The organism is Duodenibacillus massiliensis, from assembly GCF_928721995.1.
Lineage (GTDB): Bacteria > Pseudomonadota > Gammaproteobacteria > Burkholderiales > Burkholderiaceae_F > Duodenibacillus > Duodenibacillus massiliensis.
On record NZ_OV788642.1, the window covers coordinates 167552 to 182799 of the forward strand.

At 58.0% G+C, this 15248-nt stretch carries 17 protein-coding genes; 12 read left to right on the forward strand and 5 right to left on the reverse strand.

Features of this window, described 5'->3' with window-relative positions:
• The first annotated feature begins 26 nt into the window (after positions 1-26).
• The gene (locus tag NXF97_RS00730) at positions 27-1283 is read left to right on the forward strand and encodes a YihY family inner membrane protein (RefSeq protein ID WP_274956080.1); all 1257 of its coding nucleotides are present in this window, start codon (positions 27-29) and stop codon (positions 1281-1283) included.
• Between the two features lie 2 nt (positions 1284-1285).
• On the opposite strand, the gene NXF97_RS00735 is transcribed toward NXF97_RS00730, so the two are convergent.
• Positions 1286-1750, reverse strand: a complete 465-nt coding sequence (locus tag NXF97_RS00735; RefSeq protein ID WP_274956081.1) for a hypothetical protein — start codon at positions 1748-1750, stop codon at positions 1286-1288.
• A 139-nt stretch (positions 1751-1889) separates the two neighbouring features.
• Here NXF97_RS00735 and tsaB point away from each other — a divergent pair, with 139 nt between their 5' ends.
• The 6 genes from tsaB (at position 1890) to NXF97_RS00765 (ending at position 6883) form a co-directional block, all read left to right on the forward strand.
• Positions 1890-2624 (forward strand): tRNA (adenosine(37)-N6)-threonylcarbamoyltransferase complex dimerization subunit type 1 TsaB, encoded by a 735-nt coding sequence (tsaB, locus tag NXF97_RS00740; RefSeq protein WP_274956082.1) that lies wholly within the window; start codon positions 1890-1892, stop codon positions 2622-2624.
• A gap of 10 nt (positions 2625-2634) precedes the next feature.
• The gene (nikR, locus tag NXF97_RS00745) at positions 2635-3069 is read left to right on the forward strand and encodes a nickel-responsive transcriptional regulator NikR (RefSeq protein ID WP_274956083.1); all 435 of its coding nucleotides are present in this window, start codon (positions 2635-2637) and stop codon (positions 3067-3069) included.
• Positions 3062-3538 carry a ribosomal protein S18-alanine N-acetyltransferase gene (rimI, locus tag NXF97_RS00750; protein ID WP_274956084.1) on the forward strand — a complete coding sequence of 159 codons (477 nt, stop codon included), beginning with the start codon at positions 3062-3064 and terminating at the stop codon, positions 3536-3538. The genes nikR and rimI overlap by 8 nt, the downstream gene beginning before the upstream one ends.
• A 97-nt stretch (positions 3539-3635) precedes the next feature.
• Positions 3636-4802 carry a hypothetical protein gene (locus tag NXF97_RS00755; protein ID WP_274956085.1) on the forward strand — a complete coding sequence of 389 codons (1167 nt, stop codon included), beginning with the start codon at positions 3636-3638 and terminating at the stop codon, positions 4800-4802.
• Positions 4803-4827: 25 nt separating this feature from the next.
• Positions 4828-5697, forward strand: a complete 870-nt coding sequence (locus NXF97_RS00760; RefSeq protein WP_022373234.1) for a uracil-DNA glycosylase — start codon at positions 4828-4830, stop codon at positions 5695-5697.
• Between the two features lie 28 nt (positions 5698-5725).
• Complete coding sequence (locus tag NXF97_RS00765; RefSeq protein ID WP_274956086.1) at positions 5726-6883, forward strand: lipopolysaccharide assembly protein LapB; 1158 nt, start codon at positions 5726-5728, stop codon at positions 6881-6883.
• 60 nt (positions 6884-6943) lie between these two features.
• Here NXF97_RS00765 and NXF97_RS00770 read toward each other — a convergent pair whose 3' ends face one another.
• The gene (locus NXF97_RS00770) at positions 6944-7342 is read right to left on the reverse strand and encodes a VOC family protein (RefSeq protein WP_274956087.1); all 399 of its coding nucleotides are present in this window, start codon (positions 7340-7342) and stop codon (positions 6944-6946) included.
• A 249-nt stretch (positions 7343-7591) separates the two neighbouring features.
• On the opposite strand from NXF97_RS00770, the gene NXF97_RS00775 reads away from it, so the two are divergent.
• The 4 genes from NXF97_RS00775 to NXF97_RS00790 are packed head-to-tail and all read left to right on the forward strand — an operon-like array spanning position 7592 to position 10765.
• On the forward strand, positions 7592-9154 hold the full coding sequence (locus tag NXF97_RS00775; RefSeq protein WP_274956088.1) for a leucyl aminopeptidase: 1563 nt from the start codon (positions 7592-7594) through the stop codon (positions 9152-9154).
• The gene (locus NXF97_RS00780; RefSeq protein ID WP_274956089.1) at positions 9151-9660 is read left to right on the forward strand and encodes a CreA family protein; all 510 of its coding nucleotides are present in this window, start codon (positions 9151-9153) and stop codon (positions 9658-9660) included. The genes NXF97_RS00775 and NXF97_RS00780 overlap by 4 nt, the downstream gene beginning before the upstream one ends.
• A gap of 32 nt (positions 9661-9692) precedes the next feature.
• A complete protein-coding gene (locus NXF97_RS00785) occupies positions 9693-10130 on the forward strand; it encodes a DNA polymerase III subunit chi (RefSeq protein ID WP_274956090.1) in 438 nt (145 codons plus the stop codon).
• Positions 10127-10765 (forward strand): hypothetical protein, encoded by a 639-nt coding sequence (locus tag NXF97_RS00790; RefSeq protein ID WP_274956091.1) that lies wholly within the window; start codon positions 10127-10129, stop codon positions 10763-10765. Before NXF97_RS00785 ends, NXF97_RS00790 begins: the two co-directional genes overlap by 4 nt.
• 64 nt (positions 10766-10829) lie before the next feature.
• Here NXF97_RS00790 and rpe read toward each other — a convergent pair whose 3' ends face one another.
• The 3 genes from rpe to iscB all read right to left on the reverse strand — a co-directional run bounded on the left by rpe (position 10830) and on the right by iscB (position 13277).
• A complete protein-coding gene (gene rpe / locus NXF97_RS00795; RefSeq protein WP_022373241.1) occupies positions 10830-11546 on the reverse strand; it encodes a ribulose-phosphate 3-epimerase in 717 nt (238 codons plus the stop codon).
• Between the two features lie 90 nt (positions 11547-11636).
• A complete protein-coding gene (locus NXF97_RS00800) occupies positions 11637-11972 on the reverse strand; it encodes a hypothetical protein (protein WP_274956092.1) in 336 nt (111 codons plus the stop codon).
• A 27-nt stretch (positions 11973-11999) separates the two neighbouring features.
• A complete protein-coding gene (iscB, locus tag NXF97_RS00805; protein ID WP_274956093.1) occupies positions 12000-13277 on the reverse strand; it encodes an RNA-guided endonuclease IscB in 1278 nt (425 codons plus the stop codon).
• Positions 13278-13945: 668 nt separating this feature from the next.
• On the opposite strand from iscB, the gene NXF97_RS00810 reads away from it, so the two are divergent.
• Positions 13946-15208 (forward strand): aspartate kinase, encoded by a 1263-nt coding sequence (locus tag NXF97_RS00810; protein WP_074009443.1) that lies wholly within the window; start codon positions 13946-13948, stop codon positions 15206-15208.
• Positions 15209-15248: the final 40 nt, after the last annotated feature.

Below are 15248 nucleotides of genomic sequence, written 5' to 3' on the forward strand. Positions count from 1 at the left end.
TGTCGGTCGGGCCAAAGGAGTGAGGCGTGTTTACATTTTTTGAGTCGGCGGCACACCGCCGCCTGATCGTCTCGCGTGTGCGACGCCTGATGCGCTTTGCCCGGGACCGGGTCGCGGAAATCGATATTGCCGAAGTCGCCTCATCCATGGCGCTTGCCACGCTCCTTGCGATTGTGCCGGTGCTCGCGCTCTCGCTTGCGTTATTTGCCGCTTTCCCGAGTTTTGCCGATTCCCGCAAGGCGCTTGAGGACTTCATTGTGTCGGGGTTTCTGCCGGCGCAGTACAGTGAGCTTCTGATTAATTATCTGAGAGACTTCGCTACGCACGCAGCGGGCCTTACGACCTTTGGTCTTGCGGGTTTGGCCGTGACGGCACTTCTGCTGATTGACAAACTTTTTGTGACGGTGAACCGCATCTTTAAGGTCCGTGTGATGCGCCCCTGGGTGCAGAGAACCCTCATCTACTGGGCGCTCATGACCGTGGGGCCCGTTGCGGTTGCCTTAAGCGTGACGCTGACGGGCCGGGCCGCGGCCGCCGCTTTGTCCGGCATTGACAGCGAAACGGGCGGTTTTCTTTTCAGCCTCGGGCAGATTCTGCTGCAGGGGTTCGGCTTTGCCGTGCTCTATAAGTACATTCCGAACTGCCGCGTTCCTGCGGCGCATGCCTTGATCGGCGGCTTTACCGCGGCGCTTGCCGGGTTTGTCGTGAAGTTCGGCTTTGAGTATTACGTCACGACCGGGACCCTCACGAATATCTACGGTGCCTTTGTCGCGCTGCCCGTTCTCATTCTCTGGATTTACGTCGCGTGGTTTCTCTTTTTTGCGGGAGCCGCCGTCACGGCCACCATTCCGAAACTCACGGCCGGACGCTACATGGACAGCTACCGCACCGGCAACGACTTTCTCACGGCGCTTTTAATCCTGAAGCTTTTTGCCAAAAGGTGGACGATGAGTGAACGGCCCGTGATCGGTTTGGCTGAACTCTGTGATGCCGCGGACACCTATCCGGAAAGCTGTGACCGGGTGCTCTCGCGTCTGGCGCACATCGGGTTTGTGGCCCCGATGGCTGAAGACAAGCACCAGAGCTGGGTGCTCACGGTGGATCCGGCGCGTGCCGTGCTGCAGCCCGTTTTTGAAGAGTTCTGCGCCGATCCCAAGGTGAGCCTCGTGAACGCCGGGCCCGCGGCGGGCGGGGAGAGCGCAGGGGCGCTTAAGGGCTTTTGGCGCCGCATGACGGAAAGTACCGTGCTCATAATGCCCTTAAGAGACGCGCTCGCGGACTGAGATTATTTCCTGAGAAGGTTCGTGATAAGCCCGCCGATCTGCTCAACGGTTTCGCGGCTCACGTTCCCGATATTAACCGTTGGCAGCAGGTTGAGCGTCTTCGATTTGATTTTTTCCGTGAGAAGTTCCTGCGCGAGCGCCACAGCCGTGTTCTGAAGCCCTGTCTTGGGTTCGTTGATCATCAGCTGCGCAAAGGGCTTTGCGCAGGCGCCGGTCGTGAGGTTTGTGACGAGTTTCTTCGCCTTGTCTTCCACGGCCTTGGTTTTGGCGGCCGGTATGGCCTGCACCTTTTTGGCGGCGTCCGTTTTCCCGAGCGTCACGTAGGCCCACTGCGTCAGTGTGTCGCGGTCTGAGGCAGAGGTGTTGGTGAGAATGCACTGCGCCATGGCGTCGGCATACTGACCGGCCTGAGCGCCAGTGCTGAGGGCCGCGGCGAGGGCGGCAAAAAGAAGGGCTTTCGTACGCATTGTATGTTTGATTATTGTTGTTTTTGAGGGATGGGGATTTTAAGCGGATTCGGGTTTGCCTCGGTCCCGCTTCGTTACAATTCCTGCCGAACGGGCGCTTTAGGGTGCTCATGATTGGTTAGGGATTTTGCAAAGAACAATGACGCAGACGGAACACGCGGCCGCTACCGGCCTCATCCTTGCCGTGGATACGGCAGCCGACAGTGTGTCGGCCGCCCTGATTGACGCCGCGGGCGGGGTGCTTGAGCACGTTGAGCGGGAAAAGAACAAACACACCGAACGGCTGTTGCCTTTGGTGGACGCCGTTTTAAAAGAAAGAAGTGTCACGGTCGCTGACTGCGCGGCCGTTGCCTTCGGCGCCGGGCCCGGGGCCTTCACGGGGATCCGGACAGCCTGCGCAGCCGCCCAGGGCCTTGCGTGGGCTGTTGACAGACCTGTCATCTGTGTGCCGACGCTTACTGCCGCTGCTGTTCTTTTTTTCCGTGAACAACCGGACGTCAGGCGCGTTCTGATTGCTCTGGACGCCCGCATGCACGAGTGTTACGTTCAGGCCTTTGAAGCGGGGCATCCGGATGCCCCGGCGGCACTCAGTGAGCCCTCGGCCGTCAAGCCCTCAGAAATCGGAAACCTCGTCCGTGAATTTAACTGCGGCGCAGCGGCTGGTTCTGCCTTTGCCGTCTATCCGGAAGCAACGGAGTCTGCGGGATGCCCTGTTTTTGCCGGACTTGAAGTGACGTCCCGCGGCGTGGCGCTTCTGGCGCGCACCATGTTCATGAAGGGCGAAGCGGTCACGGCGTCGCTTGCCTCTCCGATTTATGTCCGCAACCGCGTGGCGCTCACCATTAAAGAGCGTCAGGCGGGCGAAAAACTCTGAGGAAGGCGGTATGCAGCGCGTCACGATTTCGCTTGATGATGATTTGGCCCAAGCCTTTGACCGGCTCATTGAGGAAAGGGGCTACAGCAACCGCTCCGAAGCCGTGCGGGACCTTGTGCGCAATGAACTCGCGCGCCGGGACGTCAGTGACGATGCGGGGAGCTGCGTGGCGGTTGTGAGTTACGCCTTTGACCACCATGAGCGGCAGCTTTCCAAACGTATGGCCGAGCATCAGCATGCGCACACGCATCTCGTGATTTCCACCATGCACGTGCATATCGATGAAAAGCGCTGTGCCGAGGCCGTTGTCATGCGCGGCAGACTCTCTGAAGTAAAACCCCTTGCGGAAGCGCTCACCGCGGAAACCGGGGTCGAGCACGGGGCCGTGAATTACATTCCGCTCAGCAAAACCTCTGAGCACGACCACCACCATCATCATGAATGATCTCAGTTTCCGCCCCATGGCAACGGCCGATATCGAAAGCGTTGCGGCGCTCTCCAAGCGCGCTGATCCCTTCGGCTGGACGGTTGCCAACTTTCAGTCGGCTCTCGCCGCAGGCTACGACTGTGTGGTTGCACTTGCCGCAGGCAAGATTGCGGGCTACCGCATCGTCATGCAGGTTTTTGATGAGACAGAACTCCTGGAAATCGCGGTGGATCCCGAGTTTCAGGGCAGGGGTTTCGGCCGGGCGCTGCTCATGAATGCCATGACGGACGCCCGAAAGCGCGCCGGGCGCCTCATGCGGCTTGAGGTGAGAATCGGCAACACCCGGGCACTCCGGCTTTATGAATCAGCCGGTTTTAAGCGTGTGGGTGTGAGACGCGGCTACTATCCGGCCGAAAAGGGCAGGGAAGACGCGGTGCTCATGGACTGCGGGCTCACGGAATTTCCCGCGGGAAGCCACGGCTTTTAAGCCGTGGAGGAATGCGGGCTTTCGATCTTTTTTAAATTTTGGCTGTACCGCAACTAAACCATGCACATAGTTTTCGCTTAAGGTATATTCAGCCGCTATGAAATCGCGCACACCGTCCTTTGTCATCGAGCTGGGCCTGAAAACCGGAGAGGATCAGGAAAGTGCACTGGAGACCTGCTTCTCCGATGCACGCCAGCTCTTCAATGCTGTTCTTGGAACAGCAAAGAAACGCGTGCGCGCCATGAAAGCTTCGGAAGAGTGGAAGCTGACGGCCGCGATGCCCAAGGGCAAAGACCGCAACAAGCGGTTTAAGGAAAATCAGAAATCCGCCCGGCTAACCGAGTATGCCATGCATGATGTCGTGAAAGAGCACCGTGCTAAGGGCGGCTTTACAAAGCGCATCGGCATCAACGAAGCGCAGAAAATTGCCACACGTGTCTGGCAGGGCATTGAGCGCCGACTGCTTCATCAGGGCGGTCGGCCGCGGTTTAAGAGTGCTAAACGGGGCTTGCACAGCGTTGAGGGAAAATCAAACAAAACAGGGTTGCGTTGGAAGGCTAAGACGTGGACGCTCGAGGTTCTGGATCTGGTGATAAAGGCTGAAGCGCCGGATGCCTGGCAGAAAGAAGCTCTTCTTTCAGCAACAGATCCGTCCGGCTTTAAGCGTGTCAAATACTGCCGTCTTGTCCGGCGGATGATCCGCGGCCGTATGCGCTACTTTGTTCTGCTCATTGTCGAAGGCGTACCGCCCGTCAAGCACGTTTATGCTCCCAAGGATCTCAAGGTGGCTGTTGACCCGGGCCCGAGGACCATGACTTTTTACAGCCCCGAGTGGCAGCAGAAGATTTTGGTGAGCGCGGGCACTGTCTCTCAGGAAAAGGAGATTGCGCGTCTTTTACGTGCCATGGACCGCGATGTCGCGGCCGCCATGAATCTGTATTTTTCGGATCCCGCCACTGACAGCTACGATCTGAAGGCTGAGCAATCAGCGCTTGCGAGGCTCAAACAAGTCTCGGGGAACGCCGGATCAGTAGTGCAGTACAAACCAGCGAATCGGCAAGACGAAGCAGTCCTTTGCCGGAACCGACGGATCGAGCTGATGAAGCCTGTACCCGTAGAGCGGTTGCGTTTTAAATGTTCCTGTGGTGCAGGGGACGCCCGGGCAGACGAGGCCTTAAAACCTTTGCCTGTTGCGGGAAAGCCTGCACCGTGTCAGGAAACCCCGCGCCTTAGACGCGGGTTGTTTAGTGCCGCGGTAAACTAAGCGGACTCAAGCTCACAATCAAACCATGGCTCTTACCCGCGAACAAAGCTTACTGTGGCAGGCAATGGATATCGGACCGCAGTGGCTGCTGCGCTCGTCCGAGGATCCGTTGCTCGCTTCTGAAGCGCCTCAAACCGGCGTAAAGGCGCAGGCGGCAGTGCCGGTCGCGCGCGCTCAGCCGAGGACAGCGCCTACGGCAACACTGAAACCGGCTGCGAAACCCGCGCCTTTTGCGCGGCGTGTGCCGGCCGCTTCCGACGTTTCCACTGAGCCCAAGAAAGTGATTGCGGTGCAGGATGCCGCGCTTGCTGCGGCCGCCAAGACCGCGGGCTGGGACGAATTAAAGGGGCTGATTGCCCGGTGTCACGCCTGCGCCATGGCCGCGCACCGCATGCAGACGGTACCCTCTGACGGAGCGCCCGGCTGTCCTTTGGTCATTATCGGTGAAGCCCCGGGGCGCGATGAGGATTTGGAAGGCATTCCCTTTGTCGGTAAAAGCGGACAGCTTTTAACGGCCATTCTCAAGGCGAGCGGCATTGAGCGCGGCAAAGATGCCGCGGTCATCAATGTGCTTAAATGTCGGCCGCCCGGAAACCGTGATCCGCTGCCGGAAGAAGCCGCAGCCTGCCGTGTGTTTTTAGATAGGCAGCTTGAGCTTTTGCAGCCCAAGGCGCTGCTTTTGATGGGGAAAACCGCGGTGGCGGCGATGATGCCCGAGGCTGCTCAGACTTCAATCAGCCGCTTACGGGGCTCGGTGCATGAAGTGATGTGCGCCGGCCGCACTGTGAAGGCTGTTGTGTCTTATCACCCGTCGTACCTTTTGAGAAACCCGGCAGCCAAAGAAGTGAGCTGGCACGATATTCTCACAGCGAAGAGCCTCTTGGCTAAGGATTGAGCACGAATTAACCTGGAAGATTTTTCTGATGGACTTTGAACTTTGGTATCTCGCGGCTGTGCCGCTTTTATTCGGTGCGGGCTGGTGGCTCAGAGGCGTAGACGGCCGGCAGCGCAAGGAAGAAACGCACGGCCTGGACGACAACTACTTTAAGGGCCTGTCACTTCTGTTGTCCGACAAACCCGATAAGGCGATCGACCACTTTATGGAAGTGGTGCGCCTTGACCCCGAAACCGTGGATCTGCACCATGCTTTGGGTAACCTCTTTCGCTTCCGCGGACAGTTTGATCAGGCAATCCGCATTCACGAAAACCTCGTTAAGCGCGGGGAACTCTCCGAAAGCGAAAGGATGCTTGCCTTGTCTGAACTTGCCCAGGACTTTCTCAAGGCCGGGATGTACGACCGCGCGCAGGCTGCCTACGAGATGCTTGCGCAGAGTAAAGACCGCAAACTCGAAGCGCTTGACGCGCTGATGCACATCTTCTGCACGGAGCGCGATTGGGTTAAGGCCGCGGAAACGGCCGAGACGCTTGAGAAAGACTTCGGGCGTGACCTTTCGCACGAAATCTCACACTACTGGTGTGAGCGCGCGGAACTCGCGCGTAAATCCGGAGACATTGCCCGCGCCCGCGAGTTTCTCAAGAATGCCCTTACGGTTAAGGCCGACAACGTCCGTGCGCTGGCGCTTACTGCGGACGTAGCGCTTTCTGAAGGCAAGACCGACGAAGCGCTTGCCGCGTGGAAGCGGATCGAAGACGACAATCCCCGCTACCTCTCGCTTATTGCCGCCAAAAAAGCCGATGTGCTGGCGGTCCGAAACCGCGGGGTGGCCCTGGCGTTTCTGAAGAAAGCGTTTGCCGAAACCGGAAGCGTTGATATTCTCGCCGCAACCGTGAACCGCCTGGATAACTGGGAGGGCCCCGCGGCCGCCGGCGCCTTTGCAGTGGCTGCCTTAAAGCAAAAGCCTTCGCTTTCGGCGTTCAGTGTCCTTTGCGCCATGCGCCGCAAGGAAAATCCGGAAAGCGAGGAGGCCGCGCTTTTAGCCGACATCACCGCCAAGCAAGCCAAAAAGCTCGGGCGCTATCAGTGCCGCCACTGCGGCTTTTTGGCGCATACCTTCCTGTGGCAGTGCCCGGGGTGCGAAACCTGGGACGCGTTTCCGCCGCAGCGTATTGAAGAGTCTTAAGAAAACGGCCCGTCAGAGAAAACTTCCGGCGGGCCGAACTGTCAGCGCTTTGAAAGAACCTTACTTTTTCCAGAAGCCCTTTCTCAGTACAACGCGGTAGCCGTCGGGGTCCTCGTAGCAGGCCGAAGCCCCGTCGTTATAGAGTTCCGGAACCGGAACCTGGGTAAAGCCCGCATCAAAGAGGGCCTTAAGACGCCGCTCCCAGTGCTCGGCCTCAGGGAGCGAAAAAACGAGGAAGTGGTTGACGGTGGCGTTTCTCGGTACCGGATCGGTCCCTCTCTTTTGCGAGATCTCAATCTGATAAGGCCAGTTTCTGTGGCCGAAGATCACGCCGTCCCATCCCTGCTGCTCGGTGTAGCGGTCCAGAATTTCAAACCCGAGACCGTCACGGTAAAAGAAAATGCTGCGCTCCAGATTGTCGGTGGGATGCGCAAATCTGAGCTTCGGGATGTTTTCCATAGTGTTCCTCTTTTGGCGAAAAACCGAATCGGCCGGGGGAGACTGGTTCAATACAGAGCTCCGTCAGCCATTCATGGATTATGGCACTGCGGGCGGCAAATTCAAGATGCCGCAGAAAGCCGGGACGGGCGGCAAAGTGCAATGGTTGGCAACAAAGCCGGTTTTTCGCGCGCCGCGGGCTCTAAAATGCCCGGCAACAAACATCGGGCCGCTTTCCCAGTCGGTCCCGGCAAAAAGGAAATAAAAAAAATGAAGACGGAAGTTCAGATAACGGCAGCCTCAAAAGTTAAAGGCGCCGCACTCATCGTGGGTGTGTACGAAGGCAAAACCGCAAAGACCGTCACCTGGACGGCCGCAGGCGAAAACGCCGCTGCAAAACTCACGAATGCCGCAGCGCTTATTAAGGCGGGCGACATCAGCACCACGCCCGGTAAAACAACGGTCCTGCTGCAGCCCGCTGGCCTTGGCGTCAGCCGCCTTGTGATTGTCGGGCTCGGCAAAGCGGGCGCGATGACGCAGGATGACTATGTTGCTGCCGTTAAGGCTGCCGTCAAAGCCGCGGGCACCAGCGAAGTAATTCTTGCTGCCGAGGACTGGACCGTCACCGACAGAGATGAAGCCTGGAAGGCGCTTACCGCAGCCCGCACGGCGTTTTGTACACTCGCACCCAAAATCACCCTGAAGACCGCGCACACCGAAGGCGCTGTGCTTGAAAAGCTCGTGTGGCTTTCCGATAAAAAGACCAAGGCCGTGGCCGACGCGCTTGAAGCCGGCCGCATTGAAGCTGAAAACATTCACTGGGCGCGGCACCTCGCGGAACTCCCGCCCAATATCTGCACGCCGCACTATATTGCGCAGACCGTAAAGGAAATCACCCGCAAGCGCGGTACGGGCCTCAGCGTCAAGATCCTGGACCGTAAGGCGATTGAAAAAGCAAAGATGGGCGGCGTCCTGGGCGTTTCCAAAGGCTCTGCCGTGGAACCCGCCTTTATCGAATTTTCGTATAACGGCGCCGGCAAAGCCGCACCCGTGGTGCTCGTGGGCAAGGGGATCACGTTTGACGCAGGCGGTATTTCTCTGAAGCCCGCGCGCGGCATGGATGAGATGAAGTTTGACATGTGCGGCGCAGCCGTGATGCTCGCGGCAGTCAAAGCCGCGGCTGAACTTAAGCTCCCCGTGAACGTCACGGCCCTTGTCGCTGCCTGCGAAAACATGCCTTCGGGGACGGCACTGAAACCCTCTGACGTCATCACGATGTCCGACGGCAAGACCGTGGAGATTTTAAATACCGATGCCGAAGGGCGCCTCATTCTTGCCGACGCCCTCGTGCGTGCCGCAGTCTTTAAGCCGGCGGCAGTCGTGGACGCCGCTACGCTCACGGGCCACATCATTGTGGCGCTCGGAAGCGCACACTCCGGCCTTTTTGCCAATGATTCGCGTCTGGCGGCAGAACTTAAGGCTGCGGGCGACACCGCCTGCGACAGCGTCTGGCGCATGCCGCTTGGAAAAGACTACACGGAGGCCCTGAAGTCCGATGTGGCCGACATGGCCAATATCGGTGCAGCCGCAGGCCCGGGCGCAAGCATCGCGGCGGCTTTTCTGGAAGCGTTTGCTCCGAAGTGCCCCTGGGCGCACCTGGATGTGGCAGGTACCGCCAACACCCACAGCGGCCAGAAAAAAGCGACGGGCCGGCCGCTGCCGCTTCTTTTGGCCTGGCTCAGAAGCCGTGCCGCAGAGGAATTTAAGGATGCGGTCCCCGCTGAGAAAGCTCAAAAAACTTCTGCCCGCAAAGGCAGAAAGGCAGCCAAATGAGCGCCTTAAAGCTTGGGGTGGTCACCTTTGCCGCAGCGCTCATGCTGGCGGGCTGCGGCAAAGGTGACGTGGCGGACGTCTCGCTCGGGATCTTCACCTTGAAGGACATCACCGTGAACGCCTTTGTCGATCCCGAAGTGCCGGGCGTCACCTGCCACGTCGCTTCCATTGAGTCTCCGTTAAGCCTTACGGACCCTTCCGAAAGCGCGGTTTCCTGCCGACAGACCGGGGAGATCACACCCGCGATGATTGAGCGCATCAAAACCTCAGGCAGCGACGGCGACGTGATTTTCTCCAAGAGTAAAAGCGTCTTTTTAAAGCGCCTCAAGATCCGCCGGATCTTTGATGCCAAAAATCAGACGCTTATTTACATCTCGTACGCCACGAAGGAAACCATCGGAAGCTTTGAGCACAGCATCTCCACGATTCCGCTCTGGGGAACGGCGGCGTACGTAAAGCCTGTTTCTGCCGCAGGGGAAAGCGGGGGAGCTCAAAGCCGCTTTTAGTTTTCAGGCCGAGTCGTTAAGATGACGGGATCATGGAACAGATCGACTTTCACTTCGGCGTTGCCAACCGCTCGCTTTATGCCTGCCGCCTTATTAAAAAGGTGCAGGGCATGGGGCTTTCTGTTGCCGTCTGGAGCCGCGATCCCGTTCTTTTAAAGCGTGTCTACGATGATCTCTGGCGTTTTGAGGATCTCACCTTTATCCCGCACAGCTGGGCCAAGGACGCCTATGCCTCAGAATGCAGCGTGCATTTCAGTTCGGTCTTTTCCGACCTGCCGCACGACAAGGTGCTGATTCTTTTAGACGAAGCGGTGCCTGAAAACTGGCAGGACGCGTTAAAACCGTTTGAGCGTGTGGTTGACATCGTCACAAGCAACGCGGCGGAACTCACCTCCGCCCGTGCACGCTACCGTATTTACCGGGCTGCGGGCGTTGTGCTCAAAGCCTATGACAGGAGCAAATCCAAGTGAACCCGACTTTTTCTTCGCCTGTGCTGCAGGAACGTGTGACGTACACCTGGGAAGACCTTCAGAAGGCAGCGGCCGGCGTTTTCACGGATACGCTCACAAACGAGAAGGCACGGCTTGAGTCGCTCGCGCAAAAAGGGATTCCGCTGCAGGATATGCCGCCCGCAGAGCCCGCTGCCCCCGTGACGCCAACCGATCAGCCGCGGACACCGGTTTTTGAAGAGCCTGAGGCAGCCCGGCCTGCGGGCGAGCCCCAGGTGCAGGCCGCTTGTGCGGTGCCCGATGCCGCTGCGCCCCGGACACAGGCCCCTGCTGCGCCTGCGTCCGCCTGCATGCATGCGGGTTTCCGTATGGCCAAAAATGCGCAGGCCGTGGAGTCCGCCCCGCGCGCGAAGGCCTCTGAAACACCAGCAGCCGCAATGCAGGGGACATCACCCGCAAAGACCGTTGACAAGCACATGATTGAAGAAATGACCCATGAGGTCACCGCACAGCTTTGTGAGCGCCTTGCAGGCAACATCGACATCATCGTGGAAATGGCGCTGCAGACCGCCGCGGGCCGCATCCGAAAGGACCTCGGAAAGGCCGTGGAAGTCGCTGTGGAGCAGACCGTGCGGCAGACGCTCGGCAAACTCTGAGAGCAAAGAAAAGCCGCCCGCAGGACGTTTCCCGGGCGGCCTTGACGTAAAAATCCGTCTGCTTTTAAGCCGTCGCCCCGCTGACGGCTTTTTTCATGCTCGCAATTGCTTCGGCGTAACCGGCTTTGGTTTTCTTGCCGTAGACGGCGCTTCCCGCGACAAAAACGTCGGCACCGGCGAGGGCACACTGAGCGATGTTTTCGGGCTTGATGCCGCCGTCCACCTCAATGAGAATCCTCCGGCCGCTTTCTTTTTCGTACTGATCAAGCATCGTGCGCGCGGCGCGGATCTTTGTAAGAGCCGAGGCAATGAACTTTTGGCCGCCGAAACCGGGATTGACGCTCATCAGAAGAATCACGTCCACCTTGTCCATGACATAGGTGAGGTAATCGAGGGGCGTTGCCGGGTTAAAGACAAGGCCCGCGAGACACCCGTTGTCGTGAATAAGGCTTAACGTGCGGTCAATGTGCCGGCTTGCCTCACAATGAAAGGTGATGATGTCGGCACCGGCCTTGGCAAACATCGGTACGAGCGCATCAACGGGCTCGACCATCAGATGCACGTCAATCGGAACCGAGCTGTGAGGGCGCACGGCTGAACACACCAGGGGCCCCACCGTGAGGTTGGGCACGTAATGGTTGTCCATCACGTCAAAGTGAATCCAGTCGGCTCCGGCATCGATGACGTCACGGATTTCTTCGCCGAGACGGGCAAAGTCCGCGGAAAGAATAGAGGGGGCGATGAAACACGCGCCTTTTTCAGGAAATTGTGTGACCGGCATAGCGGGTGGGGTTCTGTCAGGAATTGATGGTGATGAGCACGGTGAAAACGACTTCCGGGCTCGTTGCCGGTCATTGTAATGAGATTGGGCTCAGCCTTCGATGAATTCACGCACAACGCGGTCTTTAACCGAGAGACGTTCGGCAAAAGCGGGCGGGAAAAAGCCGCACCGCAGTTTGCCCCGTGAGCTCACAAGCGTGATGTTGCCGCGGTGAGCCAGCTGGGCGTTCGTGGAAAACTGATGGTAGGCGTCCGTGGCGTTTAAGACGCGGCACGTCTTTTTTTCCGGTTCATTCAGAAGCGACACGGGGCCGATGAGGCACCAGGGCTGTGAATGAAACGTCACGAGCACGGCATTGCCTTTGGCTGCAGCGTTCGCATACATCGAAAAATTGTGCAGGACAACGGTAGCGGTTGCACGGATCATAGAAATTCCGCGAGGAAACCCGCGTCTTCAGACGCGGGAGGAATCGCGGCCCTCCTTTCTCAGTTCAGTTAAAAACATCTTTCGCTTCTCAAGAAGCGAAAGTTTCTTGTAGGAAATACCGGCAGAAATCTTTGTACCGTCCAGACGGCGCACATCGAATGCACCCGAGGAGCGTCTGCCAAAAATAAAGCCGACTTCCCCTTTGCACAGCACCTTGTCAAAGAGCCTGAAGCCGTGCACTAGGTACGGAGCCTGATGGCGCTTGCGCACACCGCCTTTGAGAATCGTCAGCTTGTGGATCCGGCGATTGTGGCGGCGCGTCTGTTTCTGAAACAGGTATTCGCCCCGACGTTTTGCGTCGAGGACGCCGGCAATGCAGAAAGCGTCCGCGCAATGCGTCTTTGGCAAGCCCGCGACGATGCGCTTGTGTTTGGTCAGATACCCGTAGGTATTCGTGACAGGCAATTCGGGATGGCGCTCGCGCAGGCGGTTGAGCACCGTCCAACGCATGACGCCCACGAAAGTCTCTGCCCTGAAAGAAGCGCCGCGCCGGGGATTGAACTGCTTCAACTTGCCTGCGTGATACGCCTTGTGGCACGCCTCGCACAGCGTGATGAGGTTGCCCGGCGCGTCGCCTCCCGTTTTCCGACTCTCAATGTGATGCACGTTGAGAATCAGATCTTTCGATCTGCCTTTGCAGGCTTGGCAAATGTGACCGTCGCGGAACAGCACATATTCGCGCACGTTCCAGAATCCGAGCTGGTCGCCCTGCAGATAGTCCGTGCCTTCGACTTCGGGATTCTTGATCTTCTGAATGTCGAACGATGCGGTTTCAATCACGATTTTGGTGATCGGAAGCACTCGGCAAACCGTTTCAATGCGCGATATGTGCGCCTGAATGCGGTTCTCCACGGACGGCGCAAGCCAACCCTTGTGCTTTGATCGAACGCGATTATCAAAACGCGGCGCACGGCAACGGGTCTTACGGTTGCGTCGGGCGCGGCGAAGTGCCAAGCGATCCGAGAGCAAGCCCGTCACGTCCTGCCGCAGTTCGACCTCGGAAGCCAACAACTCTTCCTTGGCGGTCGTTGCGCTCAGGCCGACGTGCTTGTAGCCCGCATCCACACCCAAGGTGATCGGCTGCTTAGTTTCGCCCGTCGGCACCGTCAGTTGAATCGCAAAGGGCGTTCGGCGCACAGGCACGGCCTTCCCGGCCCGAAGGAGCTTACACGCCTTGGGCGGGGAGCACGGCATGAGCGGTTGCCCGCGCATATTCAACACAAAAACTTTCAAAGTGTTCTCCATTGACGGATACCTCACGGGCTCCGTCTGCTCGACCTTGCGGTCGGTGGTGATCCTTCGCCAATGTTGGAAGGGGTTTGTTGTCTGAAGCACCGCTCCTACCTCTCAGAGCTTTTAACCGCAGACCGCAGAGCGCGGGACTAGGATCGACATCCCGCGGTGCCTGTTTGCGTCCCGTCTTGCGACGGAACGGATTCCCAACCAACGGAGTCCGTCCGAAAACGGACTGAGGCTAGTCAACCAAGACTTGTTGCCAAGCCTCTGACTTCAGTCAGGGGTAGTTGACGGTTGAAACTTCCTCCTAACGGGCGGGCTGAAACGCCTCGATTTCTTCCTGTTTCAGGGCATATGTCCGGGGCAGCTCAGCACCACCGAGACAAGGCATTGTAGTCAAAAGTTACTCAGTAAAAACCCTAGATTACCCCAAAACGTAAAGATTTCCAATAGGAGTTCTAAAAAACTTTACCTATCCGACGTATTGCCTAAGTTTTTTCTCTCCTGTTGCTTGTCAGTTATCAAGATACCGAGAGGTTTACGGGCAAAAACGTGTCTCACGGGTCCGAAACGGGCCCCTTTCTGACAAAATCAGAAACGATTTCACAGACCGCGGCAGCGCTGAAGCTATCAGCTCTGCCGCACCGACAAACTCACTCAGAATTAGGCCGAGCTATATGGCAATAATCGTTCACAAGTACGGCGGAACGTCCATGGGCAGCGTGGAGCGCATTAAAAATGTCGCGCGGCGCGTCGCCAAATGGCACAAAGCCGGATATCAGATGGTGGTTGTAGTTTCGGCCATGAGCGGAGAAACGAACCGCTTGATCGGGCTTGCCAAGGAAATCATGCCCAATCCCGATCCCCGGGAACTCGATGTGATCGCCAGCACCGGCGAGCAGGTCTCCATCGGGCTGCTTGCGATGGCGCTTAAATCAATCGGCGTGGATGCCGTGAGCTTTAACGGTTCGCAGGTGGCGGTTCACACCGACAGCGCCTTTACCAAAGCGCGCATCGAAAGCATTGACTGCGAACCGGTAAAGCGTGAGCTTGACGCCGGCAAAGTCGTGATCGTTGCGGGCTTTCAGGGCAGAGACACCGCCGGTAACGTCACCACGCTCGGCCGCGGCGGGTCCGATACCTCAGGCGTCGCGATGGCCGTTGCCTTAAAGGCGCAGGAATGCCTCATCTTTACGGACGTGGACGGCGTCTATACGACGGACCCCCGTATTGAGCGCAAGGCCCGCAGGCTTGACGCGATCAGCTTTGAGGAAATGCTCGAGCTTGCGAGCCTCGGATCCAAGGTTCTGCAGATCCGCAGCGTCGAATTTGCCGGCAAATACAAGGTTCCCCTGCGTGTTTTGTCGAGCCTGACTGATCCGGATATCCCGGTTGAAAAAGAAGCCGTAAGCGGCACATTGATTTCGTTTGAGGAAGATCCCAAGATGGAAAAAGCCCTTGTCACCGGTATTGCCTGCACCCGCGATGAATCGCAGGTCACCCTTTCTCATGTGCCCAATACCCCGGGCATCGCTTATAAGATCCTGGGACCGGTTGCGAGCAACAATATTGATGTTGACATGATCGTGCAGAACACCGGTAAGGACACGACGGACTTTACGTTCACGGTCCCCAAGGGCGACCTTGAAAAGACAGTGAAGGTATTAAAGAGCGGAGTGCTGCCCGTCACAGGCCCCTGCGACATCACGACGTCCTCGAACATCGCCAAGGTGAGCGTTGTGGGCGTTGGCATGCGCACCCACGCCGGTGTTGCCTGCAAGATGTTTGAAACGCTTGCCAAAGAGGGCATCAACATTCTCATGATCGGCACCTCGGAAATTAAGGTGAGCCTTGTGATCGAAGAGAAGTACATGGAGCTTGCCGTTCGGGCGCTGCACGACGCCTTCGGCCTGGATAAGGCACCTGCGACGGAACTTTAAAAAACCGTCAGACACAAAAAGCGGCCCGGAAAAAATCCGA